This is a genomic window from Paraburkholderia edwinii (assembly GCF_019428685.1).
Classification (GTDB): Bacteria; Pseudomonadota; Gammaproteobacteria; order Burkholderiales; family Burkholderiaceae; genus Paraburkholderia; species Paraburkholderia edwinii.
This window is the reverse complement of the sequence record NZ_CP080095.1, coordinates 2,121,575-2,141,894: the sequence shown is the minus strand read 5'-3', so window position 1 is coordinate 2,141,894 and position 20,320 is coordinate 2,121,575. Positions and strand designations below refer to the sequence as shown.

Annotated in this window: 17 protein-coding genes and 2 tRNA genes; 7 read left to right on the top strand and 12 right to left on the bottom strand. The window is 63.5% G+C overall.

The genetic code is table 11. The features are described from left to right. Positions 1-507: 507 nt before the first annotated feature. Positions 508-1,827 (top strand): glycoside hydrolase 5 family protein, encoded by a 1,320-nt coding sequence (locus tag KZJ38_RS09540; protein ID WP_246641698.1) that lies wholly within the window; start codon positions 508-510, stop codon positions 1,825-1,827. 53 nt (positions 1,828-1,880) lie between these two features. Here KZJ38_RS09540 and KZJ38_RS09535 read toward each other — a convergent pair whose 3' ends face one another. From KZJ38_RS09535 to rnr, 5 genes are all read right to left on the bottom strand, one after another. Next, positions 1,881-3,413, bottom strand: a complete 1,533-nt coding sequence (locus KZJ38_RS09535; RefSeq protein WP_219799812.1) for a mannose-1-phosphate guanylyltransferase/mannose-6-phosphate isomerase — start codon at positions 3,411-3,413, stop codon at positions 1,881-1,883. Positions 3,414-3,825: 412 nt separating this feature from the next. After that, positions 3,826-4,521 carry a ribose-5-phosphate isomerase RpiA gene (rpiA, locus tag KZJ38_RS09530; protein ID WP_219799811.1) on the bottom strand — a complete coding sequence of 232 codons (696 nt, stop codon included), beginning with the start codon at positions 4,519-4,521 and terminating at the stop codon, positions 3,826-3,828. 132 nt (positions 4,522-4,653) lie between these two features. Then, positions 4,654-5,556 (bottom strand): N-acetylmuramoyl-L-alanine amidase, encoded by a 903-nt coding sequence (locus tag KZJ38_RS09525; protein ID WP_219799810.1) that lies wholly within the window; start codon positions 5,554-5,556, stop codon positions 4,654-4,656. A 116-nt stretch (positions 5,557-5,672) separates the two neighbouring features. After that, positions 5,673-6,416 carry a 23S rRNA (guanosine(2251)-2'-O)-methyltransferase RlmB gene (gene rlmB, locus KZJ38_RS09520; RefSeq protein ID WP_219799809.1) on the bottom strand — a complete coding sequence of 248 codons (744 nt, stop codon included), beginning with the start codon at positions 6,414-6,416 and terminating at the stop codon, positions 5,673-5,675. Positions 6,417-6,459: 43 nt separating this feature from the next. Continuing rightward, positions 6,460-8,925, bottom strand: a complete 2,466-nt coding sequence (gene rnr / locus KZJ38_RS09515) for a ribonuclease R (RefSeq protein WP_219799808.1) — start codon at positions 8,923-8,925, stop codon at positions 6,460-6,462. Positions 8,926-9,246: 321 nt separating this feature from the next. Here rnr and KZJ38_RS09510 point away from each other — a divergent pair. The 3 genes from KZJ38_RS09510 (at position 9,247) to KZJ38_RS09500 (ending at position 11,426) form a co-directional block, all read left to right on the top strand. Then, positions 9,247-9,333 (top strand) — tRNA-Leu (locus tag KZJ38_RS09510). Between the two features lie 137 nt (positions 9,334-9,470). Beyond that, positions 9,471-9,557, top strand: a tRNA-Leu gene (locus KZJ38_RS09505). A gap of 642 nt (positions 9,558-10,199) precedes the next feature. Next, a complete protein-coding gene (locus KZJ38_RS09500) occupies positions 10,200-11,426 on the top strand; it encodes an MFS transporter (protein WP_219799807.1) in 1,227 nt (408 codons plus the stop codon). Between the two features lie 22 nt (positions 11,427-11,448). On the opposite strand, the gene KZJ38_RS09495 is transcribed toward KZJ38_RS09500, so the two are convergent. Then, on the bottom strand, positions 11,449-11,649 hold the full coding sequence (locus tag KZJ38_RS09495) for a hypothetical protein (protein ID WP_219799806.1): 201 nt from the start codon (positions 11,647-11,649) through the stop codon (positions 11,449-11,451). A gap of 79 nt (positions 11,650-11,728) precedes the next feature. On the opposite strand from KZJ38_RS09495, the gene KZJ38_RS09490 reads away from it, so the two are divergent. Together KZJ38_RS09490 and KZJ38_RS09485 are read left to right on the top strand one after the other, a co-directional pair. After that, on the top strand, positions 11,729-13,510 hold the full coding sequence (locus KZJ38_RS09490; protein ID WP_219799805.1) for an AMP-binding protein: 1,782 nt from the start codon (positions 11,729-11,731) through the stop codon (positions 13,508-13,510). Between the two features lie 69 nt (positions 13,511-13,579). After that, on the top strand, positions 13,580-14,662 hold the full coding sequence (locus KZJ38_RS09485) for a DUF1571 domain-containing protein (RefSeq protein ID WP_246641697.1): 1,083 nt from the start codon (positions 13,580-13,582) through the stop codon (positions 14,660-14,662). Positions 14,663-14,683: 21 nt separating this feature from the next. On the opposite strand, the gene KZJ38_RS09480 is transcribed toward KZJ38_RS09485, so the two are convergent. The 6 genes from KZJ38_RS09480 to KZJ38_RS09455 form a co-directional block, all read right to left on the bottom strand. Further along, on the bottom strand, positions 14,684-15,133 hold the full coding sequence (locus tag KZJ38_RS09480) for a hypothetical protein (RefSeq protein ID WP_219799804.1): 450 nt from the start codon (positions 15,131-15,133) through the stop codon (positions 14,684-14,686). Between the two features lie 35 nt (positions 15,134-15,168). Further along, positions 15,169-16,758 (bottom strand): FAD-binding oxidoreductase, encoded by a 1,590-nt coding sequence (locus KZJ38_RS09475; protein ID WP_219799803.1) that lies wholly within the window; start codon positions 16,756-16,758, stop codon positions 15,169-15,171. A 36-nt stretch (positions 16,759-16,794) separates the two neighbouring features. Beyond that, positions 16,795-17,523 (bottom strand): hypothetical protein, encoded by a 729-nt coding sequence (locus tag KZJ38_RS37000; protein WP_219799802.1) that lies wholly within the window; start codon positions 17,521-17,523, stop codon positions 16,795-16,797. Positions 17,524-17,936: 413 nt separating this feature from the next. Next, entirely contained in the window at positions 17,937-18,716 is a 780-nt protein-coding gene (locus tag KZJ38_RS09465; protein WP_219799801.1) for an anti-sigma factor family protein, read from the bottom strand. Beyond that, positions 18,713-19,258, bottom strand: coding sequence for an RNA polymerase sigma factor (locus KZJ38_RS09460; RefSeq protein ID WP_219799800.1), 546 nt, complete (start codon positions 19,256-19,258; stop codon positions 18,713-18,715). Before KZJ38_RS09460 ends, KZJ38_RS09465 begins: the two co-directional genes overlap by 4 nt. A 30-nt stretch (positions 19,259-19,288) precedes the next feature. Continuing rightward, positions 19,289-19,429, bottom strand: a complete 141-nt coding sequence (locus KZJ38_RS09455; RefSeq protein ID WP_219799799.1) for a hypothetical protein — start codon at positions 19,427-19,429, stop codon at positions 19,289-19,291. A 370-nt stretch (positions 19,430-19,799) separates the two neighbouring features. Here KZJ38_RS09455 and hfq point away from each other — a divergent pair, with 370 nt between their 5' ends. Next, a complete protein-coding gene (gene hfq / locus KZJ38_RS09450) occupies positions 19,800-20,312 on the top strand; it encodes an RNA chaperone Hfq (protein ID WP_219799798.1) in 513 nt (170 codons plus the stop codon). Positions 20,313-20,320: the final 8 nt, after the last annotated feature.

Genomic DNA, 20,320 nt, shown 5'->3' with positions numbered 1-20,320 from the left:
TCTGCCCCGGGAGATCCACGCGTTCGCACCGCCCGCCCCGATAAGCCATGGCAACACATTAAGGTTTGAGCAACGGCGAATCCGTGCGCAATCCCACCAACAATCAGTGGTCGTCGCCGACTCGCGATGTGTGCCGCGCGCGGGCGGCATGGCAGGACATGAAGAAACGCTGAGTTGTGCGCGCTCGCGCACATAAGACCTTGTCTTTCACCCTTGTCTTTCGCGGATGAACTGACTTTCAGTCAGCAATTTGATGAAGAGGATTCCGTATCTTCCTGCCGCACGTATCGATGGCTGGAGACGTTTGAACTTGCAAACGCGAAATGTGCCGCAAGCGGAATTTAATCTTCCGCGGAATGCCGAACCGTTCGCCGACGCACACACGGGCGGTGCCACCACACGTCAGAATGGTTTGTGAATGTCCCTCGCACGGAGGGGCCGCCATCGAGATGCCGGCATGAAGCAGGTCGCGCGGACCCGGCAGCTTTCCCACGCGAGGACTACGCTGTGAAGCATCCCGTCGTCACCACCACTATTCTGCTATGCGCGCTCGCCAGCGCATCGACAGCGCACGCGAGCGACGCCGTGCGCGCGATGCCGGCCGCCGCTTTTATCGACACGCTCGGTGTCGGCATCCACCTCACCTACATGGATACCGCTTACGCCGATGTGCGCAACGTCTACAACGATCTGAAGTGGCTCGGCATTCATCACGTGCGCGACTATCCGCCCGGCGACAAGCCGCCGTTTTCAACCTATGTATTTCTCGCGCAGCTCGGCATCAAATTCGACGTGCTGACGAACCCGGACTTTATCTGGTCGGTCGGGGCGGCCGCGCGCTTGAACGCCGCCGTGCCGGGCAGTGTCGCGGCCGTCGAAGGCTCCAACGAAATCGACAACTGGCCGGTTTCTTACCAGGGCCTCACGGGCGCCGCTGCAGGACTTGCCCAGCAGCGCGATATCTACGCACGCGTGCGCGCCGCGCCGTCGCTTGCGGGCGTACCCGTCTACGACCTCACCGGCTTTGAAACGAAAAAAGTCGCGTCGCGCGCGGGCTCGGCCAATTACGCGAACCAGCATGTCTACCCGCAAAACGGTGAACAACCGACCTATAACTCGAACGGCGACAGGTGGATGGGGGCAGCCATCGATGCCGTCAAGAAATACCAGTTGCCGATGGTCATCACCGAATTCGGCTACTTCTCGATACCGCAGTCGGGCTGGTACATGATCGGCGTCGACGAGGCCACGCAGGCCAAAGGCGTTCTGAACGGCTATATGGATGCAGCGGCGGCCGGCGTGAAGCGGACTTACGTCTACGAACTGCTCGACCAAAAAGCCGACCCGCAGAACAAGGACAATGGAATGCACTTCGGGCTCTTTCGTAACGACAACAGCCCCAAGCCGGTTGCCCACGCCATTCGCAATCTCACGACGATCCTGAATGCGGGCAAGACGCGCCGCGCAAACGCAGCGGCGGCGCGCGGCACGCTCGCTTATACGCTATCGGACATGCCGGTATCGGCGAACAGTCTGTTGCTGCAGAAGAAAGACGGCCGCTTCGTGCTGGCGCTATGGAATGAAACGCCGATCTGGGACCGGGCGATCGGCAAGCCGGTGACGAGCCCGCCCGCGCGCATCGGCATCGACTTCGCTACGAAAGCGGCCCATGTCGACCTGTACGATCCGCTCGTTTCGGCGACGCCGTTCGAGAACCATCGCGACGTGAGCCAGCTGAGCGTCGATGTGCCCGACCACGTGATTCTCCTGGAAATCACGCCTGTGGGCAGGACGGGAATCACGCCTGCGGGCAGGCCGGGAACCTGACTGAGCGAAAAGCTTCGCGCAAGTGGCGCGCCTCGCGGCGCGCCGTCGCGGCATCATCCCCTTCCGTATTTGTCCTCGAAACGCACGATATCGTCCTCGCCGAGGTAGGCGCCCGATTGCACCTCGATGACTTCGAGCGGCAGCTTGCCGGGGTTCTCGAGGCGATGTTGCACACCGAGAGGAATGAAGGTCGACTCGTTTTCGCCGAGCAGAAACTGCTCTTCACCGCGTGTCACGCGCGCGGTGCCGCGCACGACGATCCAGTGCTCGGCGCGATGATGGTGCAGTTGCAGCGACAGGCGCGCGCCCGGCTGCACGACGATGCGCTTGACCTGAAAACGCTCGCCGCGGTCGATCGAATCGAAGAAGCCCCACGGCCGGCGCACCTTGCGGTGCTGATCGGCTTCGGGCGCCTGCTCGGCCTTGATCCGCGCGACCAGTCCCTTGACGTCCTGCACGCGCGAACGGTCCGCAACGAGCACCGCGTCCGCGGTTTCGACGACCACGATATTGGTCGTACCGACGCATGCGACGAGGCGCCCTTCCGAATGCGCGTAGCTCGCGGTCGCGCCTTCGAACATCACGCGCCCGCGCGCGACGTTGCCGTCGGCGTCCTTCGCGTGCGCATCCCAGACGGCGTCCCACGAGCCGAGATCGGACCAGCCCGCCTCGAGCGGCACGACGACGCCCTGGCACGGCAGTTCGTCGGTGCCCAGGTGCTCCATCACGGCGTAGTCGATCGAATCGGATGGGCTCTGTTCGAACTGCACGGCGCCCGGGCGCAGGAATACGCCGTCGTTGCGACTCTCCGCGAACGACGCGACGCAGGCGTCGTGCATCGCCGGCTGCAGGCGCTTGACTGCTTCGAGCCAGATCGACGCGCGCACCACGAAAATGCCGCTGTTCCACCAGTACTGGCCGCTCGCCAGGTATTGCGCCGCCAGCTCCTGCGCGGGCTTTTCGACGAAGCACTCGATATGACGCGCGCCGTCCTGCAGCGCGGCGCCGATCTTGATGTAGCCGAAGCCGGTATCCGGGCGCGTCGGCGGCACGCCGAGCGTGACGATCGCACCGCCTTCCGCGTGGCAGGCGGCAGCGAGAATCGCGCGCTGGAACGCGCCGACATCGGCGATCGAATGATCGGCCGGCATCGCGACGAGAATCACGTCCTCGCCGTGCGCCGATGCGACCACTGCCGCGAGCGTCAGCGCCGGCGCCGTGTCGCGGCGCGCGGGCTCGACCACGAGCCGGGCGTCGACACCGTTCGCGTGCAACTGTTCGATCGCGACAAAACCGTGCTCTTCGCCACACATGATGATCGGCGCGCCGGCCACCTTGCGCTCGGCGGGGAAGTTCGACATGCGCCGCACCGTGGTCTGCAGCAGCGAGTCGGGACCGACGATGTCGAGCAACTGCTTCGGGCAGTTCGCGCGCGACATCGGCCACAACCGTGTGCCCGAGCCGCCCGCGAGCACGACGGGCGCGAGCGCGAGCGTCTGCGACGGCGGCAGTTCGCTGGCAAGACACGCACGCGAACGTTCGTCGAGGGTGCGGGCGATTGCTTCACTCTGTTCGCTATTCAACATTTTCGATTCCTGAATAGGTAGACGTTTCACTCGCCGGTCTGTCGGCAAAGAATCCCATTGCGTCCGATGACGTTGAGTTTCCCTTTAGCGAAATCGAAGAACGGTGCGCCAGCACGCGTAGCGATGCAGGTGATGGGTGGGCTCGATCCGTGCGCGGTGCGCGCGGCGTCCGCGCGGTCGAGGGCGACGCGTGGCGGACGTGCATGCGGATATCCGCTCAGTGTGGCGACGCGCACATAAGACGCTTGCGATCCGGAGAACCTACAGCGAAGGTGCGGTGCGTCCTCATTTCACACTTGCCCGCAGCCGGAAAAGAGAAACGCCGTACGCAGCAAATAGCAGCTGCGTACGGCGTTTCTTCATTGAAACCGGCCGCGATCAAGATCGCGGCGGAATCAGCGCGAGACTGGGCTCAACGCTTCGGGTAGTCGATCCGCTCCACGCCCGATTCCGAGCCGAGCAGACAGATGTTCGCGCCACGGCTCGCGAAAAGCCCGACCGTCACGACACCGGGCCACGCGTTGATTTGCGCTTCGAACGTGAGCGGATCGCGGATCTGCAGACCTTTGACATCGATAATCTCGTTGCCGTTGTCGGTAATGAACGGTGCGCCGTCTTTCGTCACGCGCACGACCGGCACGCCGCCGAGTGCTGTCACACGGCGGCCGATCGCGGTGCGCGCCATCGGCACGACTTCGATCGGCAGCGGAAACTGGCCGAGCACATCGACGCGCTTGCTCGCATCGACAATGCAGACGAATACGTCGGATACCGACGCGACGATTTTCTCGCGCGTGAGCGCACCGCCGCCGCCTTTGATCATCGCGCCACTGCGATCGATTTCGTCGGCGCCGTCGACATACACCTGCAGCGAGTCGATCTCGTTCAGATCGAACACCTTGATGCCAAGCGCCTGCAGACGCGCGGTGCTCGCCACCGAACTCGACACCGCGCCGCGATAGCGGCTCTTGTGCGCCGCGAGCGCATCGATGAAGCAGTTCGCGGTGGAGCCGGTGCCGACGCCGATGATCGAGCCTTCCGGCACATTGGCGTTGACATAGTCGGCGGCGGCCTGGCCGACCCGTTGCTTGAGTTCGTCTTGAGTCATGGGAGTTCGGATACTGGCGTGCGGAGAAACCACCAGTTTACAGGACTCGCGCCGGTGCTGGAGGGGTGCGTGTGGCGGTTGCCTAAGAAGTGCTACCGAAGATCGAGATCGGCTGGCGTGACCCGTGATCGGTCACGGCGCCTGCTTCGGCTCGCCCGCGGTGGCGGGCATGTATTTGTCGAGCAGCGCTTGCGCGATCGCATCGGTTTCCGCGTCGGGATTGCCCGCATAGTCGCGCGGCCGGAAGTGCATCTGAAACGCCGCGAACACGCGCCGGGTTTTCTCGTCGAGCACGCCGTCGGTCGCGACGTCGTAGCCGTAACGCGCGAGTTTCTGCTGCAGCGCTTGCACGTCGGCGGGCGCGTTGGGCGCGCGGCCGGCGAGGTCCGCGGTAACCGTCGCCGGGTCCGGCCATGCGCCGACGCCGGCGTCATAGAGCTGCTTCCACGGAAAGAGCGGGCCGGGGTCGGTCTTGCGCTGTGGCGCGATATCGCTATGGCCGACCACACGCGTCGGCGGAATGCCGTAACGCGAGACGATGTCCTTCGACAGGCGGATCAATGCGTCGACCTGCGCGGGCGGATACGGCTGCCATGTGCGGCCCTGCGGCGTGTCGATCGGGCCGAGGTTGACGTTTTCGATGCCGATCGATGCGGCGTTGAGCTCGGTCGTGCCTTGCCAGTAGCTGACTCCCGCGTGCCACGCGCGCTGAGATTCGGGCACAAGCTGCCAGACGACGGGCTCGCCGTTTTTGAGCGGCGGCGCCGGCGGCACGAGGTAATGCGCACTGACCTGTTCGGTGGTCAGCACGTTCAGCGACTGCGCTTCGTCGATCTCGGTGTAGTGCATTACGAGGAAACGGATGCGCGTGTCCGCGTATTGAGCGTGATGGCTCGTGTCAGCGTAGTAGGTGCCGCGATCGACGGTTGTTGTCGAGCAAGCGGCGAGCAGCGCGGCGGCGGTAACGGCGAAAGCAAGGCTGACGGATGGGCGGACGAGCGCGGTTTTGCGTCGGCGAGTGCGGGCGAAAGTCATCGTGGCGGTTCTTGTTCTGAAGGTGCCGGGAAGAAGCCGCGCGACAGATTAGGCAAAAAGCGCGGCATCGACTTTGCGGGCTGCTTTGCGGCTTGCTCCGGGTACGAGTCTGCGTACTATTTCGCCGCTGCCCTCTGCCGCACCGCTTCAAACAGGCACACGCCGCTCGCCACCGAAACGTTCAGGCTCTCCACGCTCCCCGCCATCGGAATTTGCATGACTTCGTCGCAGGTATCGCGCGTGAGCCGGCGCATGCCCTCGCCTTCGGCACCCATGACGAGCGCGACGGGTCCATCGAGTTTCGTCTGATAGAGGCTCGCGGACGCGTCGCCGGACGTGCCGACCACCCAGACGCCCGCTTCCTTCAGTTCGCGCAGCGCTCGCGCCAGATTCGTGACGGTGATATACGGCACCGTGTCCGCCGCGCCGCTCGCCACCTTCGCAGCGGTCGCATTGAGGCCGACCGCGCGGTCGCGCGGCGCGATCACTGCATGCGCGCCGGCCGCGTCGGCCACGCGCAGGCACGCGCCCAGATTGTGCGGATCGGTCACGCCGTCGAGCACGAGCAGCAGCGCCGGTCCGCTCAGACCATCGAGCAGTTCCGCCAGATTCTGCGCAAGCGGCAAATCGGTTGCGCGCGCAACGACACCCTGATGACGCTCGGTATGCGCGAGGCCCCACAGCCGCGTTTCGTCGGCGGCAATCACGCGCACACCGGCTTCCTTCGCCATGTGCAGGAATTCGTTCATGCGGCGGTCGCGCCGCGTCTGATCGTAGTAGACATCCTCGATCGTCGACGCATCGTGGCGCATCCGCGCGATTACCGCATGAAACCCGTATAGAACCTTAAGACGTGACATGACTGAAACTACCTTTTATTAGCGAACGCCGTTCGTTAGCGCATCACCGCTTTTTTCTGGACTGGCCCTTCGCCGACTTCGCCGACGCCGAACGCGACGACGAGCGTTTTTTCGCCGCGCCACGTGCCGCGCGCGCTTCCTTCACCGCGACGCTCGGCGCGGGCGCCGCCTTCTTGCGATGCGCGCCGTCGCCGGGCGCCAGCGAGCGCACGCGCGGTCCACCGTCGCCGCGCTCGCTACCCGATTTCTCGAGCGCGGCGCCACGGCTCGATGGCGGCTTGATCGGCGTATCGCGCACGAGGCGGAAGTCGATCTTGCGCGCATCGAGGTCGACGCGGCTCACCTGCACGCGCACGCGGTCCGACAGACGGTAGCGGATACCCGTGCGTTCGCCGCGCAGTTCGTTGCGGATTTCGTCGTACTGGAAGTAATCGGATCCGAGCTCGGTCACATGCACGAGCCCTTCGATAAAGAGCGCGTCGAGCTGCACGAAGATGCCGAACGACGTCACGCCGCTCACCATCCCGCCATACTCTTCGCCGAGCTTGTCGCGCATGAAGTAGCACTTGAGCCACGCTTCGACGTCGCGCGACGCTTCGTCCGCGCGCCGCTCGTTCGACGAGCAATGCAGCCCGAGCTCTTCCCAGATCGCCGTGTTTTCGCGGCGGCGGCCCGCGCGTTTTTCGTCGTCGGCCTGCATCGCGCGCGCACGCGGCGACAGCGCGGTGTTCAGCACGACGCCTTCGGGCGCCTCCGGCTGGTACTTGCGCCCTTGCAGGATCGCGTAGATCGCGCGGTGCGTGAGGAGGTCCGGGTAGCGGCGAATCGGGCTCGTGAAGTGCGCGTAGGCTTCGTACGCGAGGCCGAAGTGGCCGATGTTGTCGGGGCTGTAGACGGCCTGCTGCATCGAGCGCAACAACATGGTCTGCAGCATCTGCGCGTCGGGCCGGTCGCGGATGTGCGCCATCAGCGCGGCGTAGTCGCTTGCATGCGGCGTCTCGCCGCCGGTCAGCGTAAGGCCCATGCCGCGCAGGAACGTACGCAGGTTTTCGAGCCGCTCGGCCGTCGGCCCCGCGTGCACGCGGTAAAGCCCGGCGTGCCGGTTGCGCTTCATGAAGTCGGCGGCGCAGACATTCGCGGCCAGCATGCACTCTTCGATCAGCTTGTGCGCGTCGTTGCGATGGCGCGGCACGATCTGCTCGATCTTGCCCTGCGCGTTGCAGACAATATATGTTTCGGTCGTGTCGAAATCGATCGCGCCGCGCTTCTGACGCGCCGCGAACAGCGCCTTGTAGACGCCGTACAGGTTCTGCAGATACGGCAGCAGCGCAGCACGGCGCGCGGCCTCCGGGCCCTTCGTGTTCGTGAGCACCGCGGCGACCTCGGTGTACGTGAGACGCGCGGCCGAATGCATGACGCCCGGATAGAACTGATACGCCTTGATCTCGCCGCGCGCGGTAATCACCATGTCGCAGACGAGCACGCATCGGTCGACGTTCGGGTTCAGCGAACAGAGCCCGTTCGACAGCTTTTCCGGCAGCATCGGAATCACGCGGCGCGGGAAATAAACGGACGTGCTGCGCTCGATCGCGTCGACGTCGAGCCCACTGCCCGGCAGCACGTAATGCGAGACGTCGGCAATCGCGACAATCAATCGGAAACCGTCGCCGCGGCCGACCTTCATCGGCTCGCAGTACACGGCGTCGTCGAAGTCGCGCGCGTCTTCGCCGTCGATCGTGACAAGCGGCACGTCACGCAGGTCGACGCGATGACGCAGGTCCGCGGGCCGCACTTCGTCGGGCAGCTTTGACGCCGACTCGAGCGCCGCGTCGCTGAACTCGTGCGGCACGCCGTATTTGCGCACCGCGATTTCGATTTCCATGCCCGGGTCGTCGATATCGCCGAGCACCTCGACGACGCGCCCAAGCGGCTGCGAATGACGGCTCGGGAAATCGGTCAGTTCGACCACCACCACCTGCCCGACCTTCGCCTTCTTCGTGTTCTGCGTAATCAGGATGTCGTGGCCGATGCGCTTGTCTTCGGGCGCGACGATCAGCGCGCCGTTTTCGTTGAGCAGGCGCCCGATCACGCGCTTGTTCGCGCGGTCCGTGACCTCGACGATGTGCCCTTCAGGCCGGCCGCGCCGGTCGTAGCCGACGATGCGTGCGAGCACGCGGTCGTTATGCATGACCTTCTGCATTTCGCCGTTGGGCAGGAACAGGTCGTCCTGACCGTCGTCGCGCACGAGAAAACCGTAGCCGTCGCGATGGCCCTGCACGCGGCCCGCGACGAAATTGGACGGATGGGTCAGCTGATAATGCCCGCGCTGATCGAGCCGGATCTGGCCGTCGCGTTCCATCGCAGCCAGCCGTTTGAAGAAACCTTCGCGTTCCTGGCGCTTGATCGAAAGCGCCTCGGCGATGTCGTTCGCAGCGAGCGGCGTTTCGCTCGTGCGCAGCACGCCGAGGATTTCTTCGCGGCTCGGAATGGGATACGGATATTTGCTCAAGGGCTTATCGATGATTTTTTCTCGGTGCGTGGACGTCGGCGATTCAAGTGCCGGGCTTTCGCTGCGCGGCGCTAACGCTGCGTCGGGCTCGCCCTGCTGTCAACGTACTGCTGCGGGCCATTCTATCATCCGTCTCTTAATGCAAACCGCGTTGCGCGGCGTGTACGCGAGGGTTTGCGGCGCGCTTCGACGCCGGTTCGGCGCGCCGTGGGTCGCTTCCGTCAAACGCTTGACAGAGTCGGAGAGCTCGCTATAATTGCGGTCTTTGCTGTTTCGCGTTGGTTGTGCTTTCACACGCGGGAGCGGCGGAAAAGACACCTTGCCCAGGTGGCGAAATTGGTAGACGCACTAGGTTCAGGTCCTAGCGGTGGCAACACCGTGGAGGTTCGAGTCCTCTCTTGGGCACCATATCTAAAAGGCCGGCTTTTGCCGGCCTTTTTCGTTTTCGACGTGGCTTGTGGAACGCCGGTGCAGGCCAGCGGCCTTTTAAACTTTCATTGACACAATGCATCATCCCGCTACAATAGCGGTCTAGCTTGAGACGTGCCCAGGTGGCGGAATTGGTAGACGCACTAGGTTCAGGTCCTAGCGGTGGCAACACCGTGGAGGTTCGAGTCCTCTCCTGGGCACCACGTCAGATTCAAAGAAGGCCGGCAAAATGCCGGCCTTTTTCGTTTACCTCTTTCGCATTCTTCCCGCTCGCCACGCCGTCGTTCTTGCCCACGGTCGGCTCGTTGTATCTCTCTCGTTCGACACCCAAGCTTCTGGGAAGCTAAGGAATGCGAGCGAAGCATGCGATACCGTGAACGGACGAGACAACCGTCGGCCATACGCCGTCGGCAATCAGCACCCGCGAGGTGTCATTATTCTTTCGTTATCCGGCCAAAAGCGAAAGAATAATATCGCTTTCACGTCGCGCCACCGCTGTCGTACGCGGCAAATTCGGGCCGCCTCCCTCTACTGAACTCGCCCGCGTCGGCGATTTTCCCGGGACGATCAGTTCATTCTCCCGACTTAAATTCTCAACCCTTAAAAATTACCAAACACTTACTAATATTTATCAAAACAGATTCATTTATTACATTATTAAAACAGCCATCCGCCAATTCATTGCACGCTGATTCCCAGGGAATACCACTGAACCGTGCGCATTTACATGCGGCCGCTTAACGGTCGGCGTACACTCCTCTCGCGGCCGCGCCACGGGGGATACCGCGCGGCACACACTGCTCAACACACGACAGCACACACTCGCAAAGAGGAGCACAAACACGATGGCATGGACCCGCGAACAGAGAAACGTCACGATCGCCGCCTATCTCGGCTGGACGCTCGATGCATTCGATTTCTTTCTGATGGTTTTTATTCTGAAAGATATCGCCGCCGAATTTAATACGAAAATCCCGGAAGTCGCGTTTGCGATTACGCTGACGCTCGCCATGCGTCCGCTAGGCGCCTTGATCTTCGGCCGGCTCGCCGACAAGTACGGCCGCCGCCCGACGCTGATGGTCAATATCGCCATCTATTCGCTGCTCGAACTGTTGTCGGGATTCTCGCCCAACCTGACGACGCTGATCGTGCTGCGCGCCCTGTTCGGCATCGCGATGGGCGGCGAATGGGGCGTCGGCTCCGCGCTGACGATGGAAACGGTGCCCGCGAAATCGCGCGGTATCGTGTCCGGCCTGCTGCAGGCCGGCTACCCAAGCGGCTATCTGCTCGCCTCGATCGTGTTCGGCGTGCTCTACCAGTACATCGGCTGGCGCGGCATGTTCTTCGTCGGCGTGATCCCGGCGCTGCTCGTGCTCTACGTCCGCTCAAGCGTGAACGAGTCGCCGGCGTGGGTCGCGATGGAAAAGAAGGCGGCGCGACCGGGCCTGCTCGTCACGCTCAAGCGCAACTGGGTGCTGTCGATCTACGCGATCATCCTGATGACCGCGTTCAACTTCTTCTCGCACGGCACGCAAGACCTGTATCCGACCTTCCTGCGCGAACAGCATCATTTCGATCCGCACACGGTCTCGCTGATCGCCATCGTGCTGAATGTCGGCGCGATCTGCGGCGGTCTGCTGTTCGGTTCGTTATCGGAGCGGATCGGCCGCCGCCGCGCGATCTGCATCGCCGCGCTGATCGCGCTGCCGGTGCTGCCGCTGTGGGCGTTCTCGTCGACGCCGGTCATGCTCGCGATCGGCGCATTCCTGATGCAGATTTCCGTGCAGGGCGCGTGGGGCGTGATTCCGGTCCACCTCAACGAAATCTCGCCTGACGAGATTCGCGCGACCTTCCCTGGCCTCGTCTATCAGCTCGGCAACCTGCTCGCGTCGGTCAACGCGACGCTGCAGGCTTCGTTCGCCGTGTCGAACAACAACAACTACGGGCTCGCGATGGCGGTCACCGCGGGCACGGTGGCGGTCATCATCGCCGTGCTGATCCTGTTTAGTCGCGAGCGGCGCGGCATCGATATGACGAAGTCCGCCCAGGAGGTTGCGGCGGCAACGACGTAGCGTATCCGCCCCGCAGAATTCTTCACGCAGCGCAGGCCGCGCCGATAAAATCGGCGCGGCCTTTTTCATTGCGCCGCCGCTGCACGTGCGATGCGCCGCCGTCGATCAGCGTGCTGTGAACGCCGTCTATTAGAAGACTTTCCCGACGCCGGTCTCTTGCCCGTTCGCCGTCATCGTCCGTATCCTTCGTCAGCCATCCATGGCGCCTGTCGAAAACACCCACGCAACGCTCAAACGGCAGCCATACTGTCTGTAGAACAGACTAGAACAAACCAAAGCACAAGAATGGAATGGAGACGACCATGAGCCCATCGACCCAGTCGCTACCGCCTTCGGCTACCGAAGTACGCGTTTCGCATGCGATGCCGCAGCCGGCACCCAATACCGACGGTATCTGGTTCGAATCCTATGCGCCCGGTGTGCCGCATGAAATCGATGTCGCGCAATTCGCCTCGATCGTGCAGCTGTTCGACGAATGCACGCAGAAGTATCGCGACCGGGTGGCCTATGTGAGCGTCGGTTCGAACCTCGCTTACGGCGAACTCGCGCGCAAGGCCAACGCGTTTGCGAGCTGGCTGCAGGGCATCGGCGTGAAGCCCGGCGAACGCGTCGCGATCATGTTGCCGAACACGTTCCAGTATCCGGTCGCCCTGTTCGGCAGCCTCAAAGCGGGCGCGGTCGTCGTCAACGTGAATCCGCTCTATACGGTGCGCGAGCTCGCGCATCAGCTGAAGGACAGCGGCGCGCAGACCATCGTCGTGTTCGAGAACTTCGCGAAGACGCTCGAGGACGCACTGCCCGGCACGCGCGTGCAGAACATCGTCGTCACCGCGCTCGGCGACCTGCTCGCCGATGGACTCAATATCAAAGGCCGCTGCATCAATGCGCTGATCAGGCATCTGAAGAAAATGGTGCCCGCATATCACTTGCCGCAAGCGATACGCCTGCGTGAAGCGCTCGCGACCGGCGCGCGCCGTGCGCCGGCGCCCGTTGCGGTGAACCAGACGGACGTCGCGTTCCTGCAGTACACGGGCGGCACCACCGGGGTCGCAAAAGGCGCGATGCTCACGCATCGCAACATCATCGCGAACGTGCTGCAGGCGAAGGCGTGGTCCGACAGCGAGCTGGCCGGCGATATCGAAACGGTGCTCACACCGTTGCCGCTCTATCACATCTACTCGCTGACGCTGAACGCGATGATCTTCATGCTGCTCGGCGGCCGCAATATCCTGATCGCGAATCCGCGCGACACGAAGCGCGTGATGAAGATCATCCGCCACGAAACCTTCACCGGCATCACGGCCGTCAATACGCTCTACAACGCATTTCTCGATGACGAGGAATTTCGCAAGCGCGATTTCTCGAAGCTCAAGCTCGCGATGGCGGGCGGCATGGCGATGCAGAAAGCGGTCGCCGAGCGCTTCAAGGCCGTGACGGGAAAAACGATCGTCGAAGGTTACGGCCTCACCGAGTGCTCGCCGATCGTCACGATGAACCCAGTGAATTTCCGGCATATGCGCGACTTCGACGGTTCGATCGGGCTGCCCGCGCCGTCCACGGTCGTGCGTTTTCGCAAGGAGGACGGCAGTTGGGCTGGTATAGATGAGCCCGGTGAGTTGTGCGTGAAAGGTCCGCAGGTCATGAAAGGCTACTGGAATCGTCCGGAGGAAACGGCGAAGGTGCTCGACGACGACGGATGGCTGGCCACCGGCGACATCGGCGTGATGAACGGACATGGCTATATTCGCCTGATCGACCGCAAGAAGGACATGATTCTCGTGTCGGGCTTCAACGTTTACCCGAACGAAATCGAAGACGTCATCGCAATGCATCCGGATGTGCGCGAAGTCGCCGCGATCGGCGTGCCCGACGAGGTCCAAGGCGAGCGCGTCAAGGTCTTCGTCGTGGCGCGCAATCCCGCGTTGACCCAGGCACAGGTGATCGAGCATTGCAGAAAGAACCTGACTGGCTACAAGGTGCCGAAGCTCGTCGAGTTCCGCGACGAGCTGCCGCAAACGAATGTCGGCAAGATTCTGCGGCGCGAACTGCGCGCGCAGGAACTCGCGAAGCAAAAACCTGCCTGATGCAAGATATGTGCGGCGCCAACGGCCGTCATCAGTTCAGCCGTTTAGGGTTTCTGTGGGAGTCCACTCATGCCGCACCCGCCGTCGACGAATCCGACTCGCCGCGCACCGATGATGTGCGCGTTGCGTTGGCTCGCCTGCGCGGCAAGCTTGCATATCGCGGCGGCCGCGCTTGCGCAGCAGCAAAGCGAGGCGCCCGCGGCAAAGTCCTCTCCTGCACTCGAGCCGTCGTCGGCTGCGTCGCCCGCTTTGCCGGAGAGCGGAGCCGGTACGAACGGCTCAAGCAACGCGCCCGGCACATCGAACGCAGCGAACGCATCGAGCGCGGCCATCGGCGCTAGCAGCGCCAAACCTGAAGTCAGCCCACCAACCGTTGCGCCGGGCGAAGCCGGCAAGCTGAGGCCCGAGGAGCAGGTGCGATGGCTGCGCCAGGCGGCGCAAAGCGGCTTGCTCGAAAAGCTCGACGACGCCGAGCTCACCGCCCTGTTCCAGTCGCTCGATCCGTTGACGGTGCCGCACTACATCAAGGACGGCCCGAACGGCTACCCGTCATACGAGTTCACGATGATCCGCCAGGAGCGCATTCGCGGCATATGGCCGAGCCGGCCCGATCATATGGTCGTGCGCGTGACGCGCGACCCGATCCGCATCTACGCGAAATGGCTGCCCGGCGGCGCACACGCAGGCCAGGAAATCATCTACGACGAAACGCGGCGCAGCGATGAGATGTACGGCCATCTCGGCGGCTTCCTGAACATCATGCCGGTATGGGCATCGTTGAACGGCGCGCTCGCGCGCACGCAATCGAACCATCAGGTGCGCGATCTGGGCACCGAGTACATCGCCAAGCAGTTTCTGTCCGAGGGCGAAAAATACGCGCAGGCGGGCATTACGCGGCCGACGCGCATCGAAGTGAAGACGCTCGACGGCGTGCGTGTGGTTGCCTTCACCTACGAGACGAGCACCGGCATGCCCGAGTTCTATGCAAAGAAAGAGACGCTCGGTCTCGATCTGCGGCATCCGTACTTTCGCACCGTCGAATCCTACGACAACGACGGACGCATCTTCGAGCGCATCGTGTTCCAGACGATCACGCCGAAAACCTTCGACGAAGAAACCTTCGATCCGAAGAATCCCGCGTACAAGTTTTGATGCACGCGCGGTCGCGCGCCGTCACAAGGTAATGACGAACGAAACCGGTGCGTTTGCATGCGGCCGGCTCGTTTCCGTTGCGCTTGCAACGAGCCGGCCGGGGCGCAGCGCGAGACGCGTCAGCACGAAGAAATCTGACGCGCGCGTGAAGCCGATCAGCGTCGACGACGCTGCGCGCGCGACGCCCGGCGCGAGTGACGTATGCCAGAGCGCACCGATGTCGTTGTCGTTGCCTATGTCGAAGGCGGGAATGGAAAGCCGCGCCGCACGGCCGGCGAATGCATCGGCTTGTGCAAGCGAGGCATCGAATATCGCGAACGTCGGCGTGGCGCGCGCGAGCGTCGCGCCATTCCGAAGGGCTGCGTGAGAAGCCGCGCCCTGCGCTTGCGCGGAACTCGTTGTGAACCATGCCGGCAGCCACGCGGCCGTCGAGTACCACGTGCCGGTCGCGATGAAGGTACGCCGATCCATCGCCTATCTCGCAGCGCGACGCCGAACTCGCGCGATCATGTATAGCCCCGCTTGTCGCGCAATGCGCGCGGCCAGATGCCCTGTTTGCCCGGCGACAGAATGCCCGCGGGATCGAGCGCGTCCTTCACCGTTTCGGATAGTCGCAGCAGCGCGCCGTCATTGAAGCTGTACTGCGCGGCCGCGTAATCCATATGCACGAGATGCGAGCGGTACTCGCCGTAGCCCGCCGCACGGACATCGCTCATCAGCGCACGCAGCAGATCCCCGGCCCGTTCGCTTTGCTGTGCATCGTCGCGATTGAAAATGGCCGCGAAAATATGGTGCAAATGACGCACGCCCGCGGTGAAGCCGCCGTAGTAATCGAACCCGTACGATGCGGCGCGCCCTTTCACCATCATGTACTGGCGGAGCGCGTCGCCGCCCACCGCCGGGCAAATCGGCGAAAAGTCGATATGCGCGCCGGTGCCGCCACGCCAGTCGAGCATCCTGAAGGCGGTCATCGCGGGAATGCCGGCCATGTTGCGATCGCCGCCGCCGGTGGGCTGTACATCGCCCGCGTATTTCTTTGCGGCCATCGACGCGCGCGGCACACGACTGAACGCACGCTGCACGATTTTGTTGCGGGCATCGATCAGTTCATCGGTACCGTAGAGCGCGTAGTGCAGATTCCAGTGGCCGACGTCGAGCTTCTTCAGCATCGCGTCGATCGCGCTGTCGGGCATCGCGCCGTCGCCGTCGTACCACTGCGTGCGCGGCGACAAGCCGGCCGCGCGCCGCAGGCCGCCTTCGACCACCGCGTGGTTCGTGATCGTGCCGTCAAGACGCAGCGGCCGCAGGATATCGACGATCGCTTCGAGATCGCGCTCGTCGTGAAACTGGATCTCGCCGAGCAGATACGCGGGCGGCGCGGGCATCAGCCAGACGCCCATCTTCGTCACGACGCCGTAGTTCGACTGCATGAACATCGCATCGAACGAAGGACCGTAGCCCGGCCGGTACGCCTGCCACGACGTGCCGATTTCGATCCCGCCCATGCCGGTGCGCACCACGTCGCCGTTCGCAAGCACCACTTCCATGCCGCACTGGTTCGCCGCGTGATCGCCGTACGCGGTGTAGCCGAAGCCGCGTTCGAGCGTATTGCCGATCACGCTGCCCCAGCCCGCCGCGGGCGGATCGACCCATAGCTTGTAGCCGTGCTCGCGCAGATAGTTATATAGATCGAAATAGCTGACGCCCGGTTCGACGAGCGCGTACGCGAGTTTTTCGTCGACCGCGAGCACGCGGTTCATGCGCTGCAGGTCGACCACGACCGAGCCCGCAAGGCGCGGCGCCGCGCCGCCGTAGGCGTAGTTGCGGCCCGTCGATACGGTCCACAGCGGAATGCGGTACTCGTTCGCGACGCGCAATACCGCCCGGATCTCTTCGACCGATGACGGCAGCAACGCCGCCGATGGCACGAACACGGCTCCGGACGGACCAGGCGCGAACGGATCGAGATAAGGCATGAGCGCCACGCCATCGAGTACATGCTCGCCGCCGACGATCGACTGCCATGCGGTCAGCGCCTGCTCGAACTGCGCGGTGCTGACGCCGGGCGGCAGAATGCGGATCGCGGGCGTTGTCATGCGCGTGCTCCCGGCGCTCCGCACGCCACGGCCATGCTAGCGGCCGTGGCCGCCTCCGCCGCCGTGAAATCCTCCGCCTCCTCCGTGAAACCCGCCTCCGTGGAAGCCGCCATGAAACCCGCCATGGAAGCCGCCATGAAATCCGTGGTGAAACCCGCCATGCGCGAAACCCGGATGTCCGAAGTGAACATGATCGATGTGATGGAAGTGATGAAAGCGGTCGACGAACACGAACGACGCACCGAAGCCGAACAGGAACGGCGGCCCCCAGAACGGATCATACGGATAGGCGTACGGATACGGATAGCCATATCCATAGTACGGATCGTAGGGCGCCCCGTCTGGCCCCGCCGCATAAGGTGCTCCGTCGGGCGCGGGATAGGCCGCGCCAGCGTTATCGCCGCCACTGTCGGGCTCGTCATCCGATTCCTGAATGCGCCATGTGCCGTCCGGCTGCCGGCACGCAAGTCCGTTGAACTGCTGCTGCTTGCCGTCGATCTCCGCATTGCCGCTGACGTCGCGGCACTCCTGCCTCGCCTGCGCCTGTTCGCCCTGTTCCGCCTGCTGCGCGGGTTGAGCGAATTCCTGAGCGTACTGCTGTGGGTCCCGCAGGTCTTGCGGGTTCTGCGGGTTTTGCGAAGCGCCATCGCTTTGCCCACTGCTGCCCGCCTGCTGATCGTCTTCTCTTTGTGAAGCATCGGGTGGTGCGTTGAACTGCGCACCCGCGGACGCGCCGAACATCGGCGGCTCGGGTTCCTGAGCCATCACCGCCGGCCCGCTCACTGCCCAACCTGCACAAACCACAACACCTGCTGCGAGTCCAAAAATATTGCGCATCGTTTATCCCGTCTCGACAGTGCGGCGCCGTGGCACAAATGCGCGCCACTGCCGTGTAGGCCCTGTCGATTCGCCTGCGTGGCCCGTGTCGCCGGCGCATCGATGCGCGGGAACAAGCGAGCCTGCACTTCTATAAACGACACGATGCGTAAAGCTATTCCCGCGCATTCGGGACGCGTTGAACTCGGTTCGTTACCCGGTATTTCGGAGCGCTTCGGTTGCGCGGGTTCGCTAAAGCGCAGGGGTGAAAGCGGGCCTTGCGAACGACGCGAACATGGCGAACGCCCCTCGGTCATCCGGATATCGACGCACGAGGCATGCAAACGCGCGTGCTGCGCGGGCTATTGCCACGCTTCCGGCCGGCCGCCGAGCGCGCTGCAGACGTCGATCGCGATCGAGCGCAGTTTGCCCTCGGCGATCGGACCGGACAGCGCATAGCCCATTCCATCGTTGACCCAATAGAACGTGCGGCGATTGCCGTCGCGGAACAGACGAAATGCGGTTTCGTCTTTCGGCACGCCGGTCACATAAAGCGTGAGACGCGCGCCGGTCTGGTTCTCGTACATGAATTGCGCGGCCGGCCCCGCTTCACCGGGCAGGAGACGCCCGCCGACCAGCGAATAACCATATTCCTGCAGCGACGGCACCGAGAGCTGCCGGTTGAGCCGCTTCGATAGCCACGCGATCAGGTGCTCTTCCTCGGCTGCCGCGACTTCGACCGGATGGCGCCGCTCCGGCGTGTAGACCGCATACGCGATGTCGGCGCGCCGCGCAAACGACATCGTGTCGCCGCCTACGAGGCGCGGCACGAGCGGCCCCAGCGCCAGCGCGAGTCCCGCGCCGGCGACGAGCCAGCACGCGGCGATCGCCGTGCGCTGCCACCACGACGAACGCGAACGCAGGACGACGAATTGCGTGTCGTCGCGCGTGGTCGCACCGCACAGCGCACGCAACGCCGCCTTCTGCGCGCGCCATGCGGCAACCTGCGCTGCCGCCTGCTCGTCGCGCTCGAGATGCTCTTTCACCGCGGCCGTTTCGTTCTCGCTGAGCTCGTTGTCGACGAACGCCGACAGCATGCGCAGGTCGGGCGCGGATTCGGGATGGTGGGCGTCGTTGTTCATGAAGAATTTCTCACCACTTTCAGCGACGGAGACTTATGCGAATTTTCCTGCGGGTTTTGTCGATCAGGACCTTCGGTCAGCATCAGTCTCATCTGCTCGCGCGCACGCGACAGTCGCGACATGACCGTTCCGACCGGCACACCGAGCGCAATCGACGCCTCCTGATAGCTGAACTCCTCGACGCAGACAAGCAGCACCACTTCACGCTGCTCGACCGAAAGACTGTAGAGCGCGCGCTGCACATCGCGCAGCATCAGTCCATCGACTTCGCCGCGCGGCGCCTCGAGGTTGCGCCATGGCGCGCTTTCCTCGTCGACGGCGACCTCGCGCCGCACGCGTAGCTGGTCAATATAGAGATGCCGGAGAATCGTGAGCAGCCACGCGCGCAGGTTGCTGTTCGGCCTGAACGCTTTCCAGCGGGCGAGCGCGCGCTCGGCCGTATCCTGAACCAGATCGTCCGCCCAAGCATGATCTCCCGTCAGCGCGCGCGCATATCGACGTAGCTGCGGGAGCCAGGATACGACCTCCGCTTCGAAACTCACCCGGCTGGCAAAACGCGCGTCATGTGCGGATCAATATCCGCCGGAAGAGCTCGAACTACCGCTGCCGCTCGCGCCGCCGCTGCCCATATCGCTGCAGCCGGTTGTCACAAGCGCCGCCGCGCCGAGCGCGACAAGCATGCAGAAGGTACTGACGAATCGGGTCAACTTCATATGCGTCTCTCCTTTGGGTACGAGCCTTGCAGGCTCCTGAACGGGTAATCGGATACTTCGTCGAACGTGACCTGGACTACACGTGAACAAAACGAGATCCGCGCGCGATTTATTCCGTCCCCACCCACGGTTTTTTAAACTTATGCCAAATCGGGTTCCGGCGAGGCTTTTTTCGCGTCGCGCGCCAGCCGATCGGCGCTCCACAACACCGAATGCAAAGATTCGTAACGCAACGTTACACATCGTATTTAACGGATGCTTATGCGCGCGCAAGCCGTTATAGTGGGCGACAAGTTCGTCGATTACCACGCGTATGCGCCGACCCATGTAGAATCCCGGCGAACAACCGCACTTCCACACATAATCGTCCATGCCTTCCGCAGAATCGCACCCGCAAAACGACTTCATGAACGCCGCGCGCAAAGAAAGAAAGCGCGTCGAAATTTATCTCGTCAACGGTATCCGTCTGACGGGATGCATCGAGTCGTTCGATCAGTACCTCGTGATGCTGCGCACGCCTGTCGGGCTGCAGGGCATCTACAAGCGTGCCATCTCGACCATCCAGCTCGACACCGGCACGCGCCCGGGGCCTCGCACCGGACGCCCGTCGCATGGCGAGCATTCGTCGCGCGGACCGCATGGTTCGCACGGATCGCATCGCGACTCGCCGCGTGAATCGCGCGAACCGCGTGAGCCGCGCGATTCGTACGGCGGCGGCGCACCGTCGTCGCCCGAGCGCTCGGGGTCCGACGCACCGGTCGTCGTCACGCGCCGGCGGCGTCTGTTCGGCGCCGGCTCCGGCGATAACCACGGGCACGGCAATCACAACGGCAACCACAACGGCAACAACAATCACGGCGGCTCGGGCAACAACAACGAGTAGCCGCCGAA